This window comes from Streptomyces sp. NPDC090741 (genome assembly GCF_044769045.1).
GTDB lineage: Bacteria > Actinomycetota > Actinomycetes > Streptomycetales > Streptomycetaceae > Streptomyces.
Window position 1 is genome coordinate 155137 of sequence record NZ_JBIVXF010000003.1, and the last position, 22005, is coordinate 177141.

A 22005-nucleotide genomic window follows, 5' to 3' on the forward strand; every position below is an offset into this window, starting at 1 on the left:
CACGCACTATGGCGCGAAACCTTCCCTCCGGCGGGCGCTGTGGGAACCTTGACTCCACGTCAGAAGTCGGGTCCGAACGGTGAAGGAGCATGCCGATGGCAGACGAGCCGCTTTCGCAGAAGGAGATCGAGGACCGGTTGCGGGAGCTCCCCGGCTGGGCGTTCGAGGACGACCGGATCAACCGCACGTACCGGCTGGGCACCCACTTCGCGGCGAGCGCCCTCGTCGCCCACATCGCCGCGGTCCAGGAGGAGCTGAACCACCACTCCGACCTGACCCTCGGCTACAACACGGTCCGGCTGTCCGTGAACACGCACAGCGCGGGCGACGCCGTCACCGGCGCCGACTTCGCGCTCGCCGAACGCGTCGAGGCCCTCGCCCCCGCACACGGCGCGAGCTGACACATCCGCGCGGTGCGGTCCGCCACCTCCTCAGACGGGATCGAGCCGCCACCACTGGACGGGGGAGTCGGTGTCCTCGCACTGGCGGGCCCGGCCCTCCTCGTCCGCCTCCAGCGGCAGGCCGCTGATACAGGCGATCAGGGACACCACCCCGGGATCGTCGAGATGCTCCTCGACGATCCACTCCTGTGCCCCGAACGCGTTCGCCCGCCACACCTGGACCCGGGTGCCGCTCTCCGTCGCGGCGTTCGCGACGTCCAGCCGCTTGTCGTTGTGAACGCTGACGATGTGCACGATCCCGCCGCCGCTGTGGACCGGCGAGATCCGCCACTGCCGGGCCGCCGGCGGCGCGGGCGGGCCGTCCGGGCCCACCCCCACCCGGGTACTGCCCTCCAGCTGGAGCAGCAGGCCGCTGGCGACGTTCCGGATCCGGTAGACCCCGTCGGGCAGGTTCATCCGCGGCTCAGATGTCGAAGACGGCCGGGTCCGGCCCGATCCGCCCGGCCGTGGGACCCCGGCCCAGCGCGTTCAGGGAGGCGAGATCGGCGGAGTCCAGCTCGAAGCCGAACACGTCCAGGTTCTCCCGGATCCGCGCCGGGTTCACCGACTTCGGGATCACGACGTTCCCGAGCTGCAGGTGCCAGCGCAGCACCACCTGGGCGGCGGAGCGCCCGTGCCGGGCGGCGGTCTCGACGACGGCCGGGAGCGTCAGCAGCTCCTTGCCCTGGCCGAGCGGGGACCAGGCCTCGGTGGCGATGCCGAGCGTCGAGTGCAGGGCGCGCAGCTCGGCCTGCGGGAAGAGCGGGTGCAGCTCGATCTGGTTCACGGCCGGGACCAGCGCGCTCTGGGCGCCGAGCCGCTCCAGGTCGGCGGGGCGGAAGTTCGACACGCCGACGGAGCGGGCGCGGCCGCTCTCCGCGATCTCCTCGAACGTCTTCCAGATGGTGAGGAAGTCGTCGCGCATCGGGCGCGGCCAGTGGATCAGGTACAGGTCGAGGTGGTCGAGGCCCAGCTTGGCGAGGGAGTCGTCGAGCGCGCCCAGCACTTCGTCGCGCTGCCAGGTCCGGGAGCGGTCGTTCCACAGCTTGGTGGTGACGAACAGCTCCTCGCGCGGCACCCCGGAGGCGGCGATCGCCCGGCCGGTGCCCGCCTCGTTGCGGTAGGCGGCCGCCGTGTCGATGCTCCGGTACCCCGCCTCCAGCGCGGCCCCGACCGCCTGCGCGGCCTCGGAGTCCGGGACCTGGAAGACGCCGTACCCGAGCTGGGGCATGAGCGTGCCGTTGTTGAGCCGGATGGCGGGGACGTCGTTCACGTCTGGCTGTTCCCTCGGTTCGGCGGGCTGGGGGGTACGGGAGCGCGGGCGTGCAGGCGCGCGGGCGTGCAGGCGTACGGGCGTGTAGGCGTACGGGCGTGTAGGCGCACGGGCGTGCAGGCGTACGAGGGGCGACAATCGGCCGCCCCGGCGAGCGTATTGCGGCCAGGGCGGCGCAGACGGACCGGACACACCGTCAGGACGCCCCCAGGTAGGCCTCCCGGACCAGTGGATCGGCCCGGATCCCGGCCGGTGAGCCCTCGGCGAGGACGCTGCCGAGGTCCAGGACCACCACCCGCGTACAGAGCTCCATGACGAACGCCACGTCGTGCTCCACCAGCAGCACCGCGCACCCCTCCTCCTCGGCCAGCCGGCGGACGACCCCCGCGAGCTGCCCGCGCTCGGGCGCAGACAGACCGGACGCGGGCTCGTCCAGCAGCAGCACGCGCGGCGGGTCGGCCATCGCGCGGGCCAGCTCGGCCATGCGGGCCTGACCGACCGGCAGCCCGCCCGCGTACGCCGCCCCCAGTGCGCCGATCCCGCAGGACGCCAGCACCCGCTCGCCGCGCGCCCGTCGCTCCCGCTCCCGACGGCGCCGCGCCGGCGCCCCGAGGAGGTCGGCGGCGAGCCCGCCCCCGCCGCCGCGCCACTCCTGCGCGACCAGCAGGTTCTCGGCCACGCTGAGCTGCCCGAACAACTGCTGCCGCTGGAACGTCCGGCGCATCCCGTGCCGGGCCCGCCAGACCGGGGAGCGGCGGGTGATGTCCGCCCCGTCGAGCAGCATCCGCCCCCGGTCGGGCCGCCGGATCCCGGACAGGACGTCGAACAGGGTGGTCTTCCCGGCCCCGTTGGGTCCGATCAGCCCGCACACCTCCCCGGCCCGGACCCCGAGGTCCACCCCGGTCAGCGCCTTCACGCCACCGAACCGGACGCTGATGCCGGAACCCTCCAGTACGTACGGCGCCGCCGTCATGTCGCCCTCCCCAGATAGGCCGCGGTGAGCCGGTCGGCCTCCACCTCGCCGCGCGGCCCGCACCAGGTGACCCGGCCCCGGGAGAGGCACGCGACGGTGTCGGCGACCCCGAGGATCCCGGCGGCCTTCTCCTCGACCAGCAGCAGCGCGGTCCCGGCGTCCCGGAGCTCGGTGAGCAGCGCGTACACCTCCGCCACCACCCTCGGGGCCAGCCCCATCGACGGCTCGTCGGCGATCAGCACCTCGGGCGGCCGCTGCAGCAGCGGAGCGAGGGCCAGCATCTGCTGCTCTCCACCGGACAAGGCCCCGGCGGCCACCCCCCGCCGCTCGGCGAGCCGGGGGAAGCGGTCGTAGACGCAGGTCCGCGCGTCCGCCTCGCGGAGGTACAGCGCGAGGTTCTCCTCGACGGTCAGCGCCGGGAAGATCCCCCGCCCCTCGGGGGCCAGCAGCACCCCGCTGCGGGCCCGCCGCACGGGCCCGTCACGGGTCGCGTCCCGCCCCCGTACGAGGACCGCTCCGTCCTCGGCGGGCAGGAGTCCGGCGGCCACCCGGCAGGCGGTGCTCTTCCCGGCCCCGTTCGGCCCGAGCACGACGAGGATCTCACCCTTCCGGACGGCGAGATCGACCCCGTGCAGTACGAGCCCGCCGTCGTACCCGGCGGTGACGCCGCGCAGCTCCAGGGCGGGCCGGGCGGGGCCGTGCCCGGCGTCCGAGGCGCGGGGGCCCGGGGGCGGAGCGCCCGCAAGGGGTCCGCGCGCAGCCTCGCCACGCGGCGCAGCCGCATATCCGGCGGGCGCGGGAAGGGGCGGGGTGGGGGAAGGCACCGCCGGGCGGCCCGGCTCCGGCTCCGGCCCCGGCCCGGCAGCCCCCGTATCCCCGCCGGAGGCACTGGCACCCCCGCCGGCGGCCCCCGTATCCCCGCCGGAGGCACTGGTACCCCCGCCGGCGGCCCCCGTACCTCCGCCGCAGGCCCCGGCCCGCCGCCTCGCCCACCGCACCGGAACCGCGGCGCAGTACCCGTCCGGATCGTTGGCCAAGGCCAGCCCCGCCAGCCCGAACAGGATCACCGGCAGGTGCGCGGACTCCGTCACGTAGTCCGCCAGGACCCGCGGGGCCACCGCGAAGACCACCCCCGCCACCACCGCGTACTGCGGCCGCCGGACCCCCGCCGCCACCACCACCGCCAGCCACACCAGCCCCGTCATGGCCGTGAAGTCCGTCGCCGCGATCCGGGTGTTGTACGAAGCGACCAGCACGCCCCCGAACCCCGCCAGCCCCGCCGACACCGTGAACAGCAGCAGCTTCGTCCGCAGTACGGATACCCCCGAGGCCATCGCCGCCGCCGGCGCCGACCGCACGGCCAGCACCGCCCGCCCCGACGGCGAGTTCCGCAGCGCGCTCAGCCCGGCCCCGCACACCGCGACGACCACCACCAGCGCCACCCCCAGCGCCCGGTCGTCGCCGAGATCCACCGGCCCGAACACCGGCCGCGGAACGGACCACCCTGAGTCCCCGTTCCGCAGCCACCGCATCTGGAACAGCACCTGGTCCGCGAGGAACGCCAGCGCCAGCGTCGCCAGGGCCAGCGTCCGCCCGCCCAGCCGCAGCGCCGGCAGCGCGACCAGCGCCCCGAGCACCGCCGCCACGCAGGTGCCCACCGCCAGCGCCGCCACGAACGGCCAGCCCCGGCTCATCAGCAGCCCCGCCACCAGTGCGGCCCCGGTCACGAACGTGCCCTGCGCGAGCGAGACCATCGCCCCGAGCCCGGTCACCACGGTGAAGGACATGAATACCAGCCCGAGGGCCAGCCCTTGTGCGAGGAGCCCGCTCCAGAACGGCGTGGTCACGGTGTAGAAGGCCACGCCCAACGCCCCGGCGGCCACCGCCCACACCCCCCACCGGCGCCCCCACGAAGCCCCCGCCAGATGGTCCGCGGAAGCCGCGTCCGGGCCGCCCGCGTCCCCCGACGCGGTCCCCGCCGTCCGCCCCCGCCGGGCCAGCACCAGCAGCCCGCCGAACAGGATCAGGAACGGCACGGCCGTCCGGAACCCGGTGATCCCCTCGGCGAACGAGGCGTACCCGGCCACCAGGTTCTGCAGCACCCCCAGCCCCAGCCCGCCCGCGAACGCGAGAGGTACGGACGCGAACCGACCGATCACCGCCGCCGTCGCCGAGACGAACAGGAACAGGGTGAAGTCGTGAGCCGACAGCCCCAGCAGCGGCGTTGCCAGCACCCCCGCCAGCCCCGCCAGCGCGGACGAGATCATCCAGGCCACCGAAGACAGCCGGTCGGCGCTGATCCCGCGCAGCTCGGTCAGCGAGCGGTTGTCGACGGCCGCCCGCAGCTGCAGCCCCAGCCGCGTGTGCCCCATCAGCACCCACAGGCCCACCGCCACCACCGCCGTCACCACCCACGTGATCAGCTGGTCGGAGTCGACGCCCACCCCGTCGAGCAGCTGCCAGCTCCGGGCCGGGCTCGGCCCCACCCCCGGCAGCCCGAACTGGTTCTCGGCGGGTTTCACCGGCGCGCCCGCGTCCCCCAGCAGCTCCACGGCCCACAGCCCGGCCGCCGGCAGGGCCACCAGCAGCCCGATCGTGGCCACGATCTGCGCCGTCTCGCCGACCCGCGCGAGCCGCCGGAACATCAGCCGGTCCAGTCCCCACCCGAGCCCGGGGGCCAGTACGCACACCACCAGCAGGGCCGCCCAGGCCGCCGGCCAGCCCAGCCCGGAGTGCACCTCGTAGAAGGTCAGCGCGCACAGGTAGGCGGTGGCCCCGTGCGCGAAGTTGAACAGCCCGGACGCCGAGTACGACAGCACCAGCCCGGTGGCCAGCAGTGCGTACAGGGCGCCGGAGACCAGACCGCTCAGCACGAAGACGAGCAGATCTCCCATACCGTCGCCCCTACTTGAAGGGGACGGGCTGACGGCACGAGAAGGGTACGGAGACCTCGTAGGCCCCGCCGCGCAGCTGGACGAGCGCCCCGCAGCCGAAGCTGTCCTTCTGCCCCTTGGGCTCCGAGCGGTCGCCGACCAGCGTGCCGGTGTCGGAGAAGCCCTGTGCGGCGGCCTGGAAGGACTCGACGGTCAGCTCCTTGCCCGCCTTCTGCGCGATGGAGACGAACAGGTCGGCCGACATGTAGCCGGTCAGCATGTGCATGCTGAGCGGCACTTCCTGCCCGCCCGAGGCCGCCTTGATGTCGGCCTTGAACTGGGCCGTCTTCGGGTCCGCAGACTCGAACGGCTGGAACTGCAGCAGGACGTGCACCCCGTCGAGGGCCTGTTTGGTGGCGTCCTTGGCGAGCAGTCCGGGGTCGTAGTCGGTCGGGTCGGAGAGCAGCCCCTGGAAGCCGCTGCGCTTGAGCGCGGTGAACAGGCCGATGTTGTTCGGGGTCTGCATGACCGAGACGACGGCGTCGGGGGCCTTGCCGTCGTTGCTCTGAAGGATCTCCTTCACGTACGCCGACCAGTCGCTCGGCACCGCCGTCGCGGGTACGGAGGCCTTGGCGTAGGCGACCTTGAACCCGGCGGCGGCGAAGCCCTGCTGGAAGGTGCGGATGCCGAACTTCCCGGCGTCGCTGTCGTTGGCGATGACCGCGACGGACTTGCCCTGCGCGCCGCCGACGAGCCGGCCGATGCCCTCGGGCCAGGTCTGGTTGAGGGTGCCGCCGGGGGAGGGGACCAGGCAGCCGTTGAACCCGTAGATGTACTTGGGCCCGCAGAAGGAGGGCAGGGTGCCCCAGCCGAAGGTGGGGACCTTCTCCTGTTCCAGGAAGTCGGCGCCGGAGAAGGTGACCGAGCTCATCGGGGCGACCGCGAAGACCTTGTCCTGCTGGACGAGTTTGCGGGCGGCGGCCATGTTCTTGCCGGGGTCCTGCCCGTCGTCCTCCGCGCCCAGGTAGTCGATCTTGCGTCCGTTGATCCCGCCCTCGGCATTGGCCCTCAGGTACCGGGCCTTCGCACCGAGGTCGGTGTCCTTCTTGCTGTACCCGCCGGCGGAGGTCATGGAGACGATCCCGCCGACCTTGATCGAGTCGGCGGTCACGCCGCGGGAGTTCCCGGCGGACCCGGGCTTGCCGGGGGAGGCGCTGCTGGAGGTGCTGTTGGAGGCGGAGTTGCAGGCGGAGACGAGTGCGAGCGCCGCCGCCGCGGCGGCCAGGGTGCGGATCGGTCGCAGCATGTGTGGGATCCCCTCCGGTCGGAATCCCCGCATTCTGTGGGCGGCCTGACGACTCGTCAATATCGCTGACGAGAAGAGATGACGGTTCGTCAGTTAGTGGTCGCGGGGACCCGTCAGGGCTGGTAGAGGGCCGCCACCTCCTGCGCGTACGCCTTCTCGATCGCCCGCCGCTTCAGCTTCAACGAGGGCGTCAGCAGACCCCGTTCCTCCGTGAACTGCTCCGCCAGCACCCGGAAGGTGCGGATCGCCTCGGCCTGCGAGACCAGCGTGTTCGCGGCCACCACCGCCCGCCGCACCTCCGCCGTCAGATCCGGGTCGTGGACCAGCTGCGCCGCCGGCAGCTGCGGACGCCCGCGCATCGACAGCCAGTGCGCGATCCCCTCCATGTCCAGCGTGAGCAGGGCGGCCACGTACGGCCGGTCATTGCCGACCAGTACGCACTGCGCGACCAGCGGATGCGAACGCACCCGCTCCTCCAGGGCGGTCGGGGAGACGCTCTTGCCGTTGGAAGTCACCAGGATCTCCTTCTTGCGCCCGGTGATCGTGAGGTACCCGTCCTCGTCGAGGCGCCCCAGGTCCCCGGTCGCCAGCCAGCCGTCCCGCAGCACCGCCTCCGTGGAGCGCGGGTCGTTCAGGTACCCGGCGAACACATGGCTCCCGTGCAGCCACACCTCCCCGTCGTCGGCGATGTGCACCGTACTGCCCGGGATCGGCCGGCCGACCGTGCCGTACTTCGTCGCGCCCGGCGGGTTCGCGGTGGCCGCCGCGCAGGACTCGGTCAGGCCGTAGCCCTCGAACACCGTGATCCCGGCCCCGTCGAAGAACAGCCCGAGGCGGCGCGACATCGCCGACCCGCCCGACATGGCGTGCCGCACCCGGCCGCCCATCGCCTCGCGGACCTTCCCGTACACCAGCTTCTCGAAGAGCTGGTGTTCCATGCGCAGCCCCGCCGAGGGGCCCGGCCCGGTCCCGAACGCCTTCTGCTCGCGCGCCTCCGCGTACCGTACGGCCGTCTCGACCGCCCGGTCGAAGGGGCCCGTACGCCCCTCCGCCTCCGCCTTGCGGCGGGCCGCCGCGAAGACCTTCTCGAAGACGTACGGGACCCCCAGCACGAACGTCGGCCGGAAGGCGGCGAGGTCCGGCAGCAACTCGGCCGCCGCCAGCACCGGCTGGTGCCCCAGCTTCACCCGAGCCCGGACGGCCGCCACCTCCACCATCCGCCCGAAGACGTGGGCGAGCGGCAGGAACAGCAGGGTGGAGGGCTGCTCCCCGGGCCCCGCCTGGAAGACGGACTCCCAGCGGGCCACCATCGTGTCGGCCTCGTACATGAAATTGCCGTGCGTGAGCACGCAGCCCTTGGGGCGCCCGGTGGTGCCCGAGGTGTAGATGACGGTGGCGACGGCGTCGGGGGTGACCGCGGCGCGATGCCGGTGCACCAGGTCCTCGGAGACCCCGCGGCCGTCCGCGACGAGCGCGTCGACGGCTCCGGAGTCGAGCTGCCACAACCGCCGCAGGTGCGGCAGCCGCTCGATGACGGACCCGACGGTCATGGCCTGGTCCTCGTCCTCGACGACGCAGGCGGTGCAGTCGGAGTCCTGGAGGATCCAGTGCACCTGCTCGACGGAGGAGGTCGGGTAGACGGGTACGGGCTGGGCGCCGATCGCCCACAGGGCGAAGTCGAACAGGGTCCACTCGTACCGGGTCCGGGACATGACGGCGACCCGCTCCCCGAACCGGACCCCCTGGGCCAGCAGCCCCTTCGCCAGCGCGAGCACCTCGGCGGCGAGCTCCCCGGAGGTCACGTCCTGCCAGACCCCGTCGACCTTGCGCCCGAGCACCACCCGGCCGGGATCCTCCTGGGCATGGCGGAACACGGCGTCGGCGAGCCCGCCGACGGGCGCCGCAACAACGACTGGTGGGACGGTGATCTCGCGCATGCCCCGCTCCTCTCCGCGCAGCGCGGCGACGCTACCCCACACCTCACCAGGGTTGATCACCGAGCGAAGACCTCCACAAGACCTCCCCAGGGAGGTGTGCAGGCCCGGGGATAGGGAAACTCCCCGCCCCACCACCCCGGAAACACCGAACGCCGCCCCGATCCCGCGCCGGGCGGCGCACCCCCTAGGGGGTGCCCGGCGCGAAGGAGTCCAGCGCCGCGTCGAAGTGGCTCCGCGCCTCCGCGAGCCGGCCGACGGGCGCGGACACCCAGACGTCGTACATGCGCCCGCTCTCCTCCCAGCAGACGTCGAAGGTGTGCCGGGCGCCCTCGGCGGCGGTGAATCCGTTCCAGGTGAACTCCCACAGGGCGGCGGGCAGTCCGTTGTGCGTGGTCGGTACGACCGAGCCGTCGCGGTAGCCGGGGTTGGTGGCCGGGCCGCTCGCGTGCGAGAGCCGCATGACGGTGACCGGCCCTTCGGGGGTCGCGGGCTTCGTCTTGACGCCGATCCGGAAGGCCCCGTCCGGGGACACGTAGAAGACCCGCTGGTCGTCGGTGCTGCGCTGGAAGCCGTTCGGCACGGCGAGGCTGAAGCCCTCGGCGTCGGACACCGTCCGGTACCCGGCGGGCGCGGGCTTGGCGTCGACGCCGACGGCGGAGGCGGAGGAAGGGGAAGGGGAAGAGGAGGCCCGGGCCGGGGCGGACGCGGTGGCGGGCGCCGGCTCCCGTGCGCCGTCCGCCGACCGCTCGCCGAACCGCGAGGTGACGGCCACGGCGCAGGCGACCGCGACGGCGAACAGCGCGGCGATCAGCCCCGCCCGGAGAGCGGGCCGGGACCGCCGCGCCGGGACGGACGGCGGTACGACGTGCTCGGTGGGCGAGTAGCCGACGGCGGCGCCGGGGCCGCCCGCGCCGGACGCGGTCCCGGTCGCCGAGGCGCTCTCCGTGGCCGGCCCGGGCGCCCGGTCGGCCACGGCGGGGACCGCTCCGGTGCTCACGTAGGCCGACAGCAGCCGCTCGGCCTCAGCCGCTTCCATCCGCCGCTCCGGAAGGCGCTCCAGCAGGCCGCGGATGACCGGGGTCAGCGGCCCCGCCTGCGCCGGCGGCCGGATCTCGGCGTGCACGACGGCATGCAGCACCCCGCCGAGCGAATCACGGTGGAACGGCGACTTCCCGGTCAGCGCCGCGCACAGCAGGACCCCGAGCGACCACAGGTCGGATTCGGGACCCGCGGCCGCTCCCTGCATCCGCTCGGGCGAGGTGTACTCGGGCGAGCCGACGAACGCGCCGGTCTCGCTGATGGTGGTGGACCCGGCGAGCCGCGCGATGCCGAAGTCGGTCAGCACGACCCGCCCGGTCCCCGCCTCCAGGAGCACGTTGGCCGGCTTGACGTCCCGGTGGAGCACCCCGCGGGCGTGCGCCGCGCGCAGGGCGCCGAGCAGGGCCAGCCCCGTCCGCGCGGTCTCGACGGGACCCAGCGGCCCCTCGCCGGCGAGCCGGTCGGACAGCGAGCCGCCCTCGACGAGTTCCATGACGATGTGGGGGCGCCCGTCGTGCTCCACGACGTCGTGCACCACCACCACGTGCGGATGCCTGACCTGCGCGACGGTCCGGGCCTCCCGCAGCGCGCCCTTGGCCTCCGTGCCTCCGTCGACATGGAGCTCCTTGACGGCGACGAGACGCCCGAGGAGCTCGTCGGAGGCCTGCCAGACGGTCCCCATGCCGCCGCGCCCCAACCGCCTCTCCAGGCGGTACCGTCCGGCGATCACGATGCTGCGGTCCGGCCCGTCGTGCGACACGTTGCTTCCCCTCCGACCCCGTGCGCCCATGATGCCGCACCACCGGATCGGCCCCGGCGAACAAGCACCGGAAACGCAAAAGAACCCCACCGAAGTGGGGTTCCTGTCGGTGTCCGAGGGGGGACTTGAACTCTCCACTCGGGCACCAGCTTCATTACGTCCTGACCAGGGGAAACATGCCCTGTAGAGCGGCTTCTTGACGGCTGGGGTTGGTCATGCGTCCCATGCGTTTCGGCCCGTTCCGGACCGCTGTTGGTCATGCGTTGGTCACGTGGCCAACCCCAACACCGCTGGCCGACGCGATCCGGCCGACCGCAACGGTTTCCAGTAGTGGAAACCAGAACCCCTTGCCCCACCCTCACCAGCCCGACAGCATCGGACCGGACACCAGCGGCGACGAGGGGGAACAGTGGCAACCGAACTGACACGGCTGGTCGGCGACTGCGAAGACGGCGAGTGCCCCACCATCTACGCCACCGACCGGGGCACCCTCGCGTTTCAGGGCGAGGAGATCACCGACCACGGCCGGACCATCCGCGCCCACGAAACCATGGTCGAGATCCCGATCGAGCTGATCCGAAGGGCCATCCGTGACAACCTCATCTAAGTCCCTGGGGGACTGGTTCAAGGACTTCGAGCGGGAAGCGTTCCGCCTCGAAACGCTGGACGACTACAGCAAATCTGGCGGAGTCGACGCCTACCACCAATTCCTTGCCGGAAAGCCTCAGCCTGAGGAATTTAAGACGGCCGACTGGATCAACACGGTAAGCAATGCAACTCGGGCCGGTAAGCGCATGTACCGCGTCCACGTCGTCACCCGGCCGCTTACGGACTATCTCCGCTTCGAACTCGGGTGGGGATATCTCCGCAATATGACGGCCGGGGAAGAGTTCTTCATCCTCGACATCACCGAGCAGGCAAACCCTATCCCGGACGCGCCTGACTTCTGGATGTTCGACCAGCACATGGTCGGCGCCATGAGCTACGACGGCGAGGGTAAGTACCTGGGGACGGAATTCGTCAGGGAAGGCCAGGTGTCAGAGTTTCTGGCGTATCGGGAAGCGGCTCTGGCTGCGGCCGTTCCGTTTCCCGAATGGTGGGCACAGTACGGCGAGTGAACAGATCTAGTCTCGGGTCGGCGTTGCGGGCACTGCGGGAGTCCTCCGGAACGGAGGCCAAAGCGGTGGCCCGCAATGCTGCTATGTCCCGCTCCAAGCTCTCCAAGATTGAAAACGGCAACACGTCGCCCAGCGTCACCGACGTCGATTGCATCCTCACCGCCATAGGCGTCTCTGAGGAGGTCAAGGCCGAGTACATGGCAGCCGCGAGGGCGGAGGCCACAGAGGTGACCGCATGGCGCCTCGTCCGGCGCCTGGGCTACAGCCGTAAGCAGCAGCAGGTGCAAGCTGTAGAAGCCCAAACGAACCTTCTGCGCCTCTTTCAGCCCTCCCTCGTTCCGGGACTGCTCCAAACCCCGGAATACATTCGGGCCGTGTTCCTCCGGAAGAACGTCACAGAGGTACAGCTAGAGCGCACCATCAGTGCGAGGCTAGCCCGCCAAACCGTGCTTCACGCTGAGGGAAAAACGTTCCGGTTCATCATCACGGAATCCGTGCTTCGCTGGCGGATTGTCCCGCCACTGGTGATGGTTGGCCAACTCGACCGCATCGTGTCCGTCTCCCGGCTCCCCAACATCGATATCCGGGTTGTTCCGTTGGGCGCTCCGCAGACCGACTTTCCTGGGCACTCGTTCTCCATCAAGGATGATCGAACAGTAACCATCGAAATGGTTCACGCAGAGACTGTGGTAACCGATCCCCGGGACGTTGCCCCGTACATCGCCAAATTCGATGGGTTCGCCGGCATGGCGCTTTCCGGTGACGATATGCGTACCTTCGTCGAGTCGATCCGCGACGGGTTTTTGCGCGAACAGGAAACCGCCTAGAACGAAGCTTTTCGCTCGTACACCATTAGCGCCGATGCACGGGAACGGCAGCGAAGGGGTGCGGCATGGCGAGGGCGGAGAAGGCAGAGATTCCGGAGTTCGACCGGGACGGGTGGGAGTACCTGACCTATGCCCCGGGACGGACGTGCTCCGCGTGCTCCCGCAAGGTCAAGCCGTTGGAGCCCGTACGCCGACGCGTCGAGGACCGCACGTCCGGCGCCCCAGTCATCGTCTACCGGCACAACAAGTGCCCCAGCGCTCGGGCTGTGGCCGCCTGATGGAGATGCAGGCGCGGCGTGACGGCCTCGACAACCTCGGGCCGTGACGCCTGGACCCGACCCGGCAGACACCAGCACTCACCTGATCCCGGGCGTGACCTATTGCGGCACCTGCATGGGGCGTCGAACGGTCTGGTGTGACTACTGCTGCGGGTTCGACTTCGAGCAGTGCCGCATGTGCAAGCTCGGCCGCCGCAGTTGCCCTGACTGCGCCGGAGGGAACGCCCAGCGGATTCGCTGGTGATGCCTGACCGCGCCCGAAAGGAGGTGCAGCGATGACCGACCCCGGAGAGAAGTCCGGAGGCTCCGGCGGGGACCAGTTCCCGCCCCCGCCCGCTGCCTGATCCGAGAGGAGCACCACCTATGACGACGATGCTCGAAAGTCCGGTTGCCTTACGGCAAGGACGGGACCTCGTCAGTCCCGAGCTGTTCGAGAAGGTGTCCGCGTTCTGCGCGGAGGAGTACGGACACGAGCTGTCCACCGCCCGCCGGATCGTGGACCAGGCCCTTGCCTTCCTCAAGGTCATGGGCGACACCCGCGCGTTCGACATGACCCCGTCCGACGACGTCGACCCCGGCTGGCACTCGTTCGTACTCCACACGCAGGCATACGCCACGTGGTGCCAGGAGCAGTTCGGGTTCTTCCTCGGACACGAGCCCAAGGCCACCGTCCGCACCCGCCCGCTGATCGGTTCCGTGGTGGACCGGGTCAAGGCCGCTGGCTTCTACGTAGACGAGCGGCTGTGGGGCTCCGCGAAGGAGTGCAACCCGCCTGCCTGCTGCGGCGACGGCGACGGCTGCTGATCCATCTGAGAGATGAGCCCCGGACGCGGCCAATGCGTCCGGGGCTCACCCATGAACAGAGGTATACCGCATGCCAGTTGATGACACTCTCTCGGGACAGAGCAGGGTCACCGTGTTCCGCATGTTCGGCACGGTCTTCGGCTACGCAACCCACTCCCTTGATGACCGGGGCATTGGAGAAGTGGCCGTGGTCGGCCCCCTGACTCCTGGTGTCGAGTGGGGGCGCCTGTGGCGGATGGCCCGGACGATGTGCCGTCCGAACACGGGCGACGACGAGCACGCCCGCTGGATCATGGCGCAGGCGAACCGCTCGCTCACCTGCGGCAGCGACGTGGTCGTGAAGCTCGCCGTGGGCACGTGGAAGCTTCAGTGCGGCAAGCGCGCCAACCTGGGTGGGTACTGCCACCGCGACCATCTCTGGACGGGCGCCATGACCGTTCAGGAGGTTACGCCGGACCAGGTGGCTGCGTACGAGCCGATCTACAAGGCGTAGCAGCACCGCGGTGGGACTTTAGCCCTGCGGCCGGCACAGTGACGGCGAAAGTGGGACGCGGGGAAGCTCGTAGACCTGCACCTGTCCGTGAGTGCTGGCGGCGAGATCAGCAGGGCAGATCTTTCGCGGGCTCTTCTCCACATCGACGCCGACTTGGCCGCAGACGAAGGCGGAGTGCTTCGGCTCCCTGGACGCGGCGATACGCTCCCGCAGCCCACGCCCGAGGAGGCGGCGGCGCGTAGGGAGCGAGCCGACCAGTGGAAGCCCATTGCTGCCGAGTTGGCGACTGCCTTCGATGAAGGCAAGTCCTCGCCCGTCTACCTGGCCACCTTGGCCAAGGCCTATGCCTTCCTCAGCACCGGAGGCACGCGCATGGAAGGCGCCAGGCGGATGTCCATCGCGAACGCCATCGACCGAAAGACCAACACGGCCAAGATGCATTTGGTCGAAGCCCGGAAGGAGGGCTACCTGACTGACTCCGGCGAGATGACTGACAAGGCTCGACAAGTTCTCAGCAAGTAGCGCCGCGCTCCTGCCACGTGGCACGGCACAGGAAGACCAGCAAGCACAACATGAGCAAGCACGGTAACGGGCTCGGTGGTACGCCCGTGGAAGTCCCACGCAGGGGACGGCCGAACACCTGGGGCGTGCGCACGCCCCTCCACTTCAACAAGGCGACCGGGAAGCGAGAGTTACTGGACAGGCCGGGAGTACAAGACCAAGACCGAGGCGGAGAAGGCACTCCGCAAGTGGCACACCGACCACGACGCGGGCAAGACCGAAGCCCGCTCAGACATGAAGCTGGGCGACTGGCTCGACAAGTGGCACAGCAGCCTCAGGAAGGAGGGAACGACCGTGGCAGGGTACGAGACGAAGATCCGGCTGCACATCAAGCCACACATCGGTGCTGTGAAGCTGCGAGAGGTCACCGACGACACCCTTGACGACCTGTACCGGATGCTGGAGACCGTCCCTTGCCCGACCAACGCGGGCAAGCCTCTCGGGGCCAAGTCCGTGCGCCACGTTCACAACATCCTGTCGGGGGCACTCGGCGCGGCTGTACCGAAGCTGATGGCCGCCAATCCTGCGGCGACGGCGAACCCTCCCACCGGCCGCGGGATCCGGGCCCAGGAACGCGACTTCCCCACACTGGACGACGACCAGACCAGCCGGTTCCTGGGGTCGGGCAGTGAGGCCCTGGGCATGAAGTGGTCTCTGATCAACTGGGATGAGGGCTCCATCGAGCTTGGATGGGTCGTGGTCGAGGAGGGCAACACCTACCGGCTGCGGAAGCTCACCAAGGACGGCGACGCCGACGCCGTGATCTATGTGGATCAGTCCGTGATGAACGTCTTGAAGTGGCAGGGAGAGCGGCAGCAGGCGGAGCGGGAACGGCTCGGTCCGGCGTGGACCGATGACCTCGTGTTCGCCCGTGACGGCTTCAAGCTGTACCGGGGCCAGGCAGGCGGACCGCAGGACCCTGAGAAGGTCTCGGAGCGGTGGCGGACCCTCCGGACTCGGCTGCACCTGCCGGAGGACTTCCGGATTCACGACTGGAGGCACAGCAAGGTCACGAACGACCTGGAGGCCGGGGAGAACCCCGTAGAGGTCTCTGCGAACGTCCGGCATCACTCGCCGGGCTACACGATGGCTCGGTACGGGCACTCACGTAAGGACGGAGCGCGGAAGCTCGCCGCCTCCGGAGCGGACCGACTCGGCCTGTCGTCCCTGGTCTGACCTGGGGAATCTCTGGGCCGTTGGTCACGCCACAGCCTGGAAAAGCAAAAAACCCCACACGAAGTGGGGTCTCAGCTGGTGTCCGAGGGGGGACTTGAACCCCCACGCCCGATAAAGGGCACTAGCACCTCAAGCTAGCGCGTCTGCCATTCCGCCACCCGGACCAGGTGGTCGGCCCCGGTTTCCCGCGGCGACAAGGACAACAATAGCAAAGGATCGGCGTGCTTCCGACCAGGTATTCGGGCCGGGCCGCTCGCTGACCTGCACGCATGTCCCCGGCGGGTCGGCGAGACCCCGAGTCTCGCGGGTCAGCGGGCCGGTTCGGCCGGCCCGGCCCTCAGCCAGTCGTCGTTGTGCTGCCACGCGTAGAGGGTGGTGCCGTCCATGTACGCGTAGTAGAGGCCGCAGCGCGCGGTGGCCTTCGCCCGGGCGTCCTTCGGGAACCAGTCCTCCTCGAGCGGGACCTCCTGCGCCCTCGGCCGCGGCTCGGTCGTGCACTCGGCCGGGAGCCGGTCGTCCGGCAGGGTCGCCTTCAGGAGGCGGTCGCCGCCGGTCGTCCGCATCGCGTACCGCACCGACTCCGCCTCGTCCGCCAGCCAGCGCGGGACCGAGGCCCGGGCCGACTTCGCCTCGGCCCCCGTCGCGTACGCGTTCGTCTCCTGGTGGCGGTTCCCGTACCAGTCGGCCGCGGCCGGGAGGGCGACGACGATCGCGAGCCCCACGGCCGAGACGACTGCGGCGATGGTCAGGATGACGGACCTGCGGATCATGGGGCTTTCGCTTCCCTCGGCGGCGGGCTGACGGCGTTCCCCCATCCTGCGCCCGCGCCGGAGAGCGGCGCGTCCATCCACCGGGCGGGATCCGTGTACGCCTCAGGTCGGACGACCCCGACGGACACCCGGATGCTGGTATGAGTCGCGGATGGAAACCCAGCACCGTGTCAGCACGTTGGAGCTCTTCTTCGACCTGGTCTTCGTCTTCACCATCACCCAGCTGACGGTGCTGCTCGCGGACGACATCAGCTTCCGCGGCGCCGGCCAGGTGCTGGTGATCTTCACCGTGCTGTTCTGGATGTACGGGGGCTACGCGCACCTGACCAACCAGGTGCCGCCCGACCGCACCGTGCGCAGGCTGCTGCTCATCCTGGCCATGGGGGCGTTCCTGGTGTGCGCACTGGCGGTGCCGACGGCCTTCGGCGCGGGCGGGGTGGCCTTCGGGCTCGGGTACCTGTTCGTCGTCCTCGTGCACAGCGCGCTGTTCACTCAGGCGCACGGGTTCGGCGTCATCTGGTTCGCACTGCCCAACGTGCTGTGCGCGCTGGCGGTGCTGGCCGCCGGGTTCTTCGACGGGCCGCCCGCCTGGGCGCTGTGGATGCTCGCGCTGCTGATCCAGTTCGTCGTGCCGCAGCTGGTGCAGCGGGCCGCGGCGAGCGGGGAGCCGGCGCAGGCCGGGTCCGCCGATGACGTCACCACCGTCGGCGAGCAGCTCGGCGGCATGAGCGCCGAGCACCTCGTGGAGCGGCACGGACTGCTGCTGATCATCGTCTTCGGGGAGTCCGTGATCGCGATCGGCATCGGGGTCGGCCCGCTGCCGCTGACCGTGGGGATCGCCGCGGGCGCCTTCCTCGCCCTCGCCGTGGCCTCCGCGCTGTGGTGGACGTACTTCGTGCGCGATGAGGGCCGGGCCGAGCAGGTGTTCACCGAGGCCCAGGGGGAGCAGCGTTTCAAGCTGGCGATGCGCGCGTACTACTACGCCTTCCTGCCCATGCTCCTGGGCATCGCCGCCTTCGCGGCCGGCGTCAAGAAGACCATCGGGCACCTGGGCGAGCACGTGGCCACCGGCCCGGCGCTCGTCCTCGCCGGCGGGGTCGCCGTCTACCTGGCCGGGGACCTGGCCTTCCGGGCCGTGCTCGGGATCGGCCCGGCCCGCTTCCGGGCGGCGGCGACGGTGCTCGTACTGGCCACGGTCCCGCTCGGCGCGGTCACCGCCGGGCTCTGGCAGCTGCTCGCGCTGGTCGTCGTACTCCTGTGCGCGCTGGGGGCCGAGGCCCGCTGGGCCCCGGCCGCCGCGATGCGCCCGTCATCCCCTAGGGGCAGCGGATGACCTGGCCCGCGTACGAGAGGTTGCCGCCGAAGCCGAAGAGGAGGACCGGGGCGCCGGTCGGGATCTCGCCGCGCTGGACCAGCTTCGAAAGGGCCATCGGGATGCTCGCGGCCGAGGTGTTGCCGGAGTCCACGACATCGCGGGCGACGACGGCGTTCACGGCGCCGATCTTGGCGGCGAGCGGCTCGATGATCCGCAGGTTCGCCTGGTGCAGGACGACGGCGGCCAGCTCCTCGGGGGCGATCCCGGCCTTCTCGCACACCTTGCGCGCGAGCGCCGGGAGCTGGCTGGTGGTCCAGCGGTAGACGGACTGGCCCTCCTGGGCGAAGACCGGCGGGGAGCCCTCGATGCGGACCGCGTGGCCCATCTCCGGGACCGAACCCCACAGGACCGGGCCGATGCCGGGCTCCTCGCAGGCCTCGACCACGGCCGCGCCCGCACCGTCGCCGGTCAGCACGCAGGTGGTCCGGTCGGTCCAGTCGGTGATCTCGGTCATCTTGTCGGCGCCGATGACCAGGGCGCGGGTGGCCGAGCCGGCCCGGATCGCGTGGTCGGCGGTGGCCAGGGCATGGGTGAAGCCCGAGCAGACGACGTTGAGGTCCATGACGGCCGGGCTGCCGCCCATGCCCAGCTTGGCCGCCACGCGGGCGGCCATGTTGGGCGAACGGTCGATCGCGGTGGAGGTGGCCACCAGGACGAGGTCGATGTCGTCGGGGGTCAGCCCGGCGCCGGCGAGGGCCTTGCCCGCGGCGTGGAAGGCCAGCTCGTCCACCGGTTCGTCGGGGCCCGCCATGTGCCGGGTCTTGATGCCGACCCGGGAGCGGATCCACTCGTCGTTGGTGTCGACCATCGCCGCGAGGTCCTCGTTGGTGATCACTTTCGCGGGCTGGTAGTGCCCTAGCGCCACCACGCGTGAACCGGTCATAGGCGGGGTCCCCCTTATACGGAAGTCAGGATCACCCAGCTTGACCTGCTACTGATGGGTACGGGTGCACGTGACCCAACAGGATTACCGCCCCTGAATTTGGAGATTCCGGAGGATCTTCCTGCCGGGAGCGCCGCGCGACGGCGATCCGCGAGAATGGGCTCGTCAGCTGCACGACGGAGTGCGCGACGACGAAAGAACGGGCGGGCTGATCACCATGGGACGGGTCACCGAGCGCCGTCGTGTCATCCGGGTACGGAACGGGGAGGCCGGGGTCCGCCCGGACACGCTGGTCGCCGAGGAGCCGCTGGAGATACGGCTGAACGGCAAGCCGCTGGCCATCACGATGCGCACCCCCGGCGACGATTTCGCGCTGGCCGTGGGCTTCCTGGTGAGCGAGGGCGTCCTCGGCTCCGCGTCGGACGTACGGGCCGTGACCTACTGCGAGGGGGCCACCGAGGACGGCTCGAACACCTACAACGTGGTCAACGTGCAGCTCGCGCCCGACGTTCCGCTGCCCGACATCACGCTCGAACGCAACGTCTACACCACCTCCTCCTGCGGCCTGTGCGGAAAGGCCAGCCTGGACGCGGTGCGCACCGCGACCCGCTTCCCGCTCCAGCGGAGCGCGGCCGACGACGCCGTACGGATTCCCGCGCAGCTCCTCGGCGAGCTGCCGGACCGGCTCCGCGCGGCGCAGAAGGTGTTCGACCGCACCGGCGGGCTGCACGCGGCCGGGCTGTTCTCGCCGGAGGGCCGGCTGCTGGACGTACGGGAGGACGTCGGCCGGCACAACGCCGTGGACAAGATCGTCGGCCGGGCGTTCCAGGCCGGCCGCCTCCCGCTGGAGGGCGCGGTCCTGCTGGTGTCGGGCCGGGCCTCGTTCGAGCTGGCGCAGAAGGCGGTGATGGCGGGCATACCGGTCCTGGCCGCCGTCTCGGCCCCGTCCTCGCTGGCCGTGGACCTGGCCCTGGAGTCGGGCCTGACGCTGGTCGGCTTCCTGCGCGGGCCGAACATGAACATCTACGCGGGCGAGGAGCGGATCACCTTCTAGGGCTGTGGCCGTAGAGCCGCGGCCGGAAAAGGACGGTCCGGGCCGGCCTTGCGACCTGGGCCGTGTCTAGTCGGCGCTCTCCAGTCGGTAGGTGCCCTCCGTCTCCTGCCGGGTGGGGCCGGCGGTGAAGCGGCCCGTCAGGCGGCCGCCGGGGCGTCGACCACGAAGCGGGCGGTGCAGTGTCCGGTGCGTCCCCCGGTGAAATGCACGGTGAGGCTGCGGCCCTCGCGGGTGGCCGCGTCGGCATGGGGGTCGGGCAGGGAATCGGCGTCGTAGGTCCAGGCGCCCTCGGCGGAGAACGGGGTGCCGGGGTCCTCGGCGGCGCCTGCGGGGTGGCAGTCCCAGCCCGCCGCGTCGGTGATCCGTACCGTGCGGCCGCCCGCGCGGAGTTCCAGGGTCGAGCCGTCGGCGGCCCGCCAGGTCCCGGTGAGGTCCCCGGGGTCCGGGCCGAACGGGTCCGGCGCCCAGCGCATCCAGCCGATCACGCCGGCGATCAGGCCGAGGAAGACCATCCCCGCCGGCAGCGCCGGCCGTTCCCCCCGGGTCATCTCAGCGGCCCTGGCGGGCGCGTCGCTTGGCCGTCGACGTGGCCTTGGCTTTGGCCTCGGGCTTCGGCGGGTCGATGCGGTGGAGGTCCAGGGTCGCCGGGATCGGCGTGACGCCCGGACCGCCGGATTCCGCCCACGCGATGACCTCGTCGGTGGCGGTGTCGTCCAGCGCCCAGCCGAACCAGGCCGCGCGGGCGCCCCGGCGGCGCGCCTCGGTGGTGGGCTGGACCACGATGACATTGGCCTGGGCGCACGGCCCGAGGCAGTCGCTCGTACGGACTGCGAGCCGGCCCCCCGACGCCGCGGCGGCCTCGCGCAGCCGGGCCAGCTGGCCGGCGTGGTCCGAGCCGGGGTTCTTGCGGGGGTCCCCACAGCAGCAGCCGCGGCAGACCACCAGGGTGCAGGGGCGTTCGGCGTGGGCGGCGAGCGGGCGTATCCAGGTCACCGCCGCACGCTACCGGGCCTGCGGTGCGGGGTGTTGGGCCCTGGAGGAGACCTCCGCCACATGTCCGGCGGGCAGTTCGGCGCCCGCCGCGGACTCGGCGTCCCGGGCACGGCGGCGCGCCAGCACCGCGCACACCATCAACTGCATCTGGTGGAACAGCATCAGCGGCAGCACCGCGAGGCTCGCCTGGGCCCCGAACAGCACGCTGGCCATGGGCAGGCCGGCCGCGAGGCTCTTCTTCGACCCCGCGAACTGGATCGCGATCCGGTCCGCCCGGCCGAACCCGAGCCGCTTCGCCCCGTACCAGGTCACCAGCAGCATGACGGCGAGCAGTACGGCCTCCACCGCCATCAGCGCGCCCAGGCGCGCGGCGCTGACCTGGTGCCAGACCCCGGCGGCCACGCCCGCGCCGAAGGCGGCGTACACGACGAGCAGGATCGATCCGCGGTCGACGTAGCCGAGGACCTTCTTCCGCCGGACCAGGAAACCGCCGACCCAGGGGCGCAGGGCCTGGCCCAGCAGGAAGGGCAGCAGGAGCTGGAGGACGATCTTGAGGAGGGAGTCGAGGGAGAACCCGCCCCCGCTGCTGCCGAGCAGCCCGGCGGCGAGGAGCGGGGTGAGGACGATGCCGGCGAGGCTGGAGAAGGAGCCCGCGCAGATCGCGGCGGGCACGTTGCCGCGGGCGATCGAGGTGAAGGCGATCGAGGACTGGATCGTCGAGGGGACGAGGCAGAGGAAGAGCAGACCGCTGTAGAGCGGGGGCGTGAGGACCGTGGGGACCAGGCCCCGGGCGGCCAGGCCGAGCACCGGGAAGAGTACGAACGTACAGGCCAGCACGGTGAGGTGGAGCCGCCAGTGGCGCAGGCCGTCGAGGGCCTCGCGGGTCGAGAGCCGGGCGCCGTAGAGGAAGAAGAGCAGGGCCACGGCCCCGGTGGCGGCGCCCTCGGCGACGGAGGCGGCGAGGCCGCGGGCGGGCAGCAGGGCGGCGAGGCCGACGGTGCCGAGGAGGGCCAGGATCCACGGGTCCAGGGGCAGCCGGGCGGGTATGTGCGGGCGGCGCATGTACGGGGACT

General features: G+C 71.3%; 23 protein-coding genes and 1 tRNA gene. 11 read left to right on the forward strand and 13 right to left on the reverse strand.

Annotated elements, in window-relative coordinates:
* The first annotated feature begins 95 nt into the window (after window positions 1-95).
* Window positions 96-401, forward strand: coding sequence for a 4a-hydroxytetrahydrobiopterin dehydratase (locus ACIQU4_RS10285; protein WP_385588755.1), 306 nt, complete (start codon window positions 96-98; stop codon window positions 399-401).
* Between the two features lie 30 nt (window positions 402-431).
* Here the strand turns inward: ACIQU4_RS10285 and ACIQU4_RS10290 are convergent, their stop codons facing one another.
* The 7 genes from ACIQU4_RS10290 to ACIQU4_RS10320 form a co-directional block, all read right to left on the reverse strand.
* Window positions 432-857 (reverse strand): RICIN domain-containing protein, encoded by a 426-nt coding sequence (locus ACIQU4_RS10290; protein WP_403727965.1) that lies wholly within the window; start codon window positions 855-857, stop codon window positions 432-434.
* Window positions 858-864: 7 nt separating this feature from the next.
* Window positions 865-1713, reverse strand: a complete 849-nt coding sequence (locus ACIQU4_RS10295) for an aldo/keto reductase (RefSeq protein WP_403727967.1) — start codon at window positions 1711-1713, stop codon at window positions 865-867.
* A 196-nt stretch (window positions 1714-1909) separates the two neighbouring features.
* Window positions 1910-2686, reverse strand: a complete 777-nt coding sequence (locus ACIQU4_RS10300; RefSeq protein ID WP_403727968.1) for an ABC transporter ATP-binding protein — start codon at window positions 2684-2686, stop codon at window positions 1910-1912.
* Window positions 2683-5580 (reverse strand): ATP-binding cassette domain-containing protein, encoded by a 2898-nt coding sequence (locus ACIQU4_RS10305; RefSeq protein WP_403727970.1) that lies wholly within the window; start codon window positions 5578-5580, stop codon window positions 2683-2685. The genes ACIQU4_RS10300 and ACIQU4_RS10305 overlap by 4 nt, the downstream gene beginning before the upstream one ends.
* A 10-nt stretch (window positions 5581-5590) precedes the next feature.
* Window positions 5591-6865 (reverse strand): ABC transporter substrate-binding protein, encoded by a 1275-nt coding sequence (locus ACIQU4_RS10310; protein ID WP_403727972.1) that lies wholly within the window; start codon window positions 6863-6865, stop codon window positions 5591-5593.
* 113 nt (window positions 6866-6978) lie between these two features.
* Entirely contained in the window at window positions 6979-8802 is a 1824-nt protein-coding gene (locus tag ACIQU4_RS10315) for an AMP-dependent synthetase/ligase (protein WP_403727974.1), read from the reverse strand.
* 184 nt (window positions 8803-8986) lie between these two features.
* Window positions 8987-10600, reverse strand: coding sequence for a serine/threonine-protein kinase (locus tag ACIQU4_RS10320; RefSeq protein WP_403727976.1), 1614 nt, complete (start codon window positions 10598-10600; stop codon window positions 8987-8989).
* 409 nt (window positions 10601-11009) lie between these two features.
* Between ACIQU4_RS10320 and ACIQU4_RS10325 the strand changes: the two genes are divergently transcribed.
* The 8 genes from ACIQU4_RS10325 to ACIQU4_RS10360 all read left to right on the forward strand — a co-directional run bounded on the left by ACIQU4_RS10325 (window position 11010) and on the right by ACIQU4_RS10360 (window position 15857).
* Window positions 11010-11207, forward strand: a complete 198-nt coding sequence (locus tag ACIQU4_RS10325) for a hypothetical protein (protein ID WP_403727978.1) — start codon at window positions 11010-11012, stop codon at window positions 11205-11207.
* Window positions 11191-11718, forward strand: a complete 528-nt coding sequence (locus ACIQU4_RS10330) for a DUF6879 family protein (RefSeq protein WP_403727979.1) — start codon at window positions 11191-11193, stop codon at window positions 11716-11718. Before ACIQU4_RS10325 ends, ACIQU4_RS10330 begins: the two co-directional genes overlap by 17 nt.
* Entirely contained in the window at window positions 11715-12545 is an 831-nt protein-coding gene (locus tag ACIQU4_RS10335; RefSeq protein WP_403727980.1) for a helix-turn-helix domain-containing protein, read from the forward strand. Before ACIQU4_RS10330 ends, ACIQU4_RS10335 begins: the two co-directional genes overlap by 4 nt.
* Window positions 12546-12610: 65 nt before the next feature.
* The gene (locus ACIQU4_RS10340; protein WP_403727982.1) at window positions 12611-12823 is read left to right on the forward strand and encodes a hypothetical protein; all 213 of its coding nucleotides are present in this window, start codon (window positions 12611-12613) and stop codon (window positions 12821-12823) included.
* A 363-nt stretch (window positions 12824-13186) separates the two neighbouring features.
* Window positions 13187-13627, forward strand: a complete 441-nt coding sequence (locus tag ACIQU4_RS10345) for a hypothetical protein (protein WP_403727984.1) — start codon at window positions 13187-13189, stop codon at window positions 13625-13627.
* Window positions 13628-13748: 121 nt separating this feature from the next.
* Entirely contained in the window at window positions 13749-14120 is a 372-nt protein-coding gene (locus tag ACIQU4_RS10350; protein ID WP_403727986.1) for a hypothetical protein, read from the forward strand.
* A gap of 153 nt (window positions 14121-14273) precedes the next feature.
* Window positions 14274-14642 (forward strand): hypothetical protein, encoded by a 369-nt coding sequence (locus ACIQU4_RS10355; RefSeq protein ID WP_403727988.1) that lies wholly within the window; start codon window positions 14274-14276, stop codon window positions 14640-14642.
* A gap of 273 nt (window positions 14643-14915) precedes the next feature.
* Window positions 14916-15857, forward strand: coding sequence for a tyrosine-type recombinase/integrase (locus tag ACIQU4_RS10360; protein ID WP_403727989.1), 942 nt, complete (start codon window positions 14916-14918; stop codon window positions 15855-15857).
* Between the two features lie 76 nt (window positions 15858-15933).
* Here the strand turns inward: ACIQU4_RS10360 and ACIQU4_RS10365 are convergent.
* Together ACIQU4_RS10365 and ACIQU4_RS10370 are read right to left on the reverse strand one after the other, a co-directional pair.
* A tRNA-Leu gene (locus ACIQU4_RS10365) sits at window positions 15934-16021 on the reverse strand.
* A gap of 144 nt (window positions 16022-16165) precedes the next feature.
* Window positions 16166-16627 carry a hypothetical protein gene (locus tag ACIQU4_RS10370; protein WP_403727990.1) on the reverse strand — a complete coding sequence of 154 codons (462 nt, stop codon included), beginning with the start codon at window positions 16625-16627 and terminating at the stop codon, window positions 16166-16168.
* Between the two features lie 151 nt (window positions 16628-16778).
* On the opposite strand from ACIQU4_RS10370, the gene ACIQU4_RS10375 reads away from it, so the two are divergent.
* A complete protein-coding gene (locus tag ACIQU4_RS10375) occupies window positions 16779-17960 on the forward strand; it encodes a low temperature requirement protein A (RefSeq protein WP_403727992.1) in 1182 nt (393 codons plus the stop codon).
* Here the strand turns inward: ACIQU4_RS10375 and ACIQU4_RS10380 are convergent.
* Window positions 17944-18885, reverse strand: a complete 942-nt coding sequence (locus tag ACIQU4_RS10380; protein WP_387288149.1) for a beta-ketoacyl-ACP synthase III — start codon at window positions 18883-18885, stop codon at window positions 17944-17946. The two genes, ACIQU4_RS10375 and ACIQU4_RS10380, sit on opposite strands and share 17 nt — an antisense overlap.
* A 217-nt stretch (window positions 18886-19102) precedes the next feature.
* Between ACIQU4_RS10380 and fdhD the strand changes: the two genes are divergently transcribed.
* Window positions 19103-19939, forward strand: a complete 837-nt coding sequence (fdhD, locus tag ACIQU4_RS10385) for a formate dehydrogenase accessory sulfurtransferase FdhD (protein ID WP_403728516.1) — start codon at window positions 19103-19105, stop codon at window positions 19937-19939.
* 137 nt (window positions 19940-20076) lie between these two features.
* On the opposite strand, the gene ACIQU4_RS10390 is transcribed toward fdhD, so the two are convergent.
* From ACIQU4_RS10390 to ACIQU4_RS10400, 3 genes are read right to left on the reverse strand one after another with little or no spacing between them, the layout of a single operon-like run.
* Window positions 20077-20487: a hypothetical protein gene (locus ACIQU4_RS10390; RefSeq protein ID WP_403727994.1), complete on the reverse strand. Its 411-nt coding sequence runs from the start codon at window positions 20485-20487 to the stop codon at window positions 20077-20079.
* 1 nt (window position 20488) lies between these two features.
* Window positions 20489-20932 carry a (2Fe-2S) ferredoxin domain-containing protein gene (locus ACIQU4_RS10395; RefSeq protein WP_403727996.1) on the reverse strand — a complete coding sequence of 148 codons (444 nt, stop codon included), beginning with the start codon at window positions 20930-20932 and terminating at the stop codon, window positions 20489-20491.
* A gap of 9 nt (window positions 20933-20941) precedes the next feature.
* A complete protein-coding gene (locus ACIQU4_RS10400; RefSeq protein ID WP_403727998.1) occupies window positions 20942-21994 on the reverse strand; it encodes a bile acid:sodium symporter family protein in 1053 nt (350 codons plus the stop codon).
* Window positions 21995-22005: the final 11 nt, after the last annotated feature.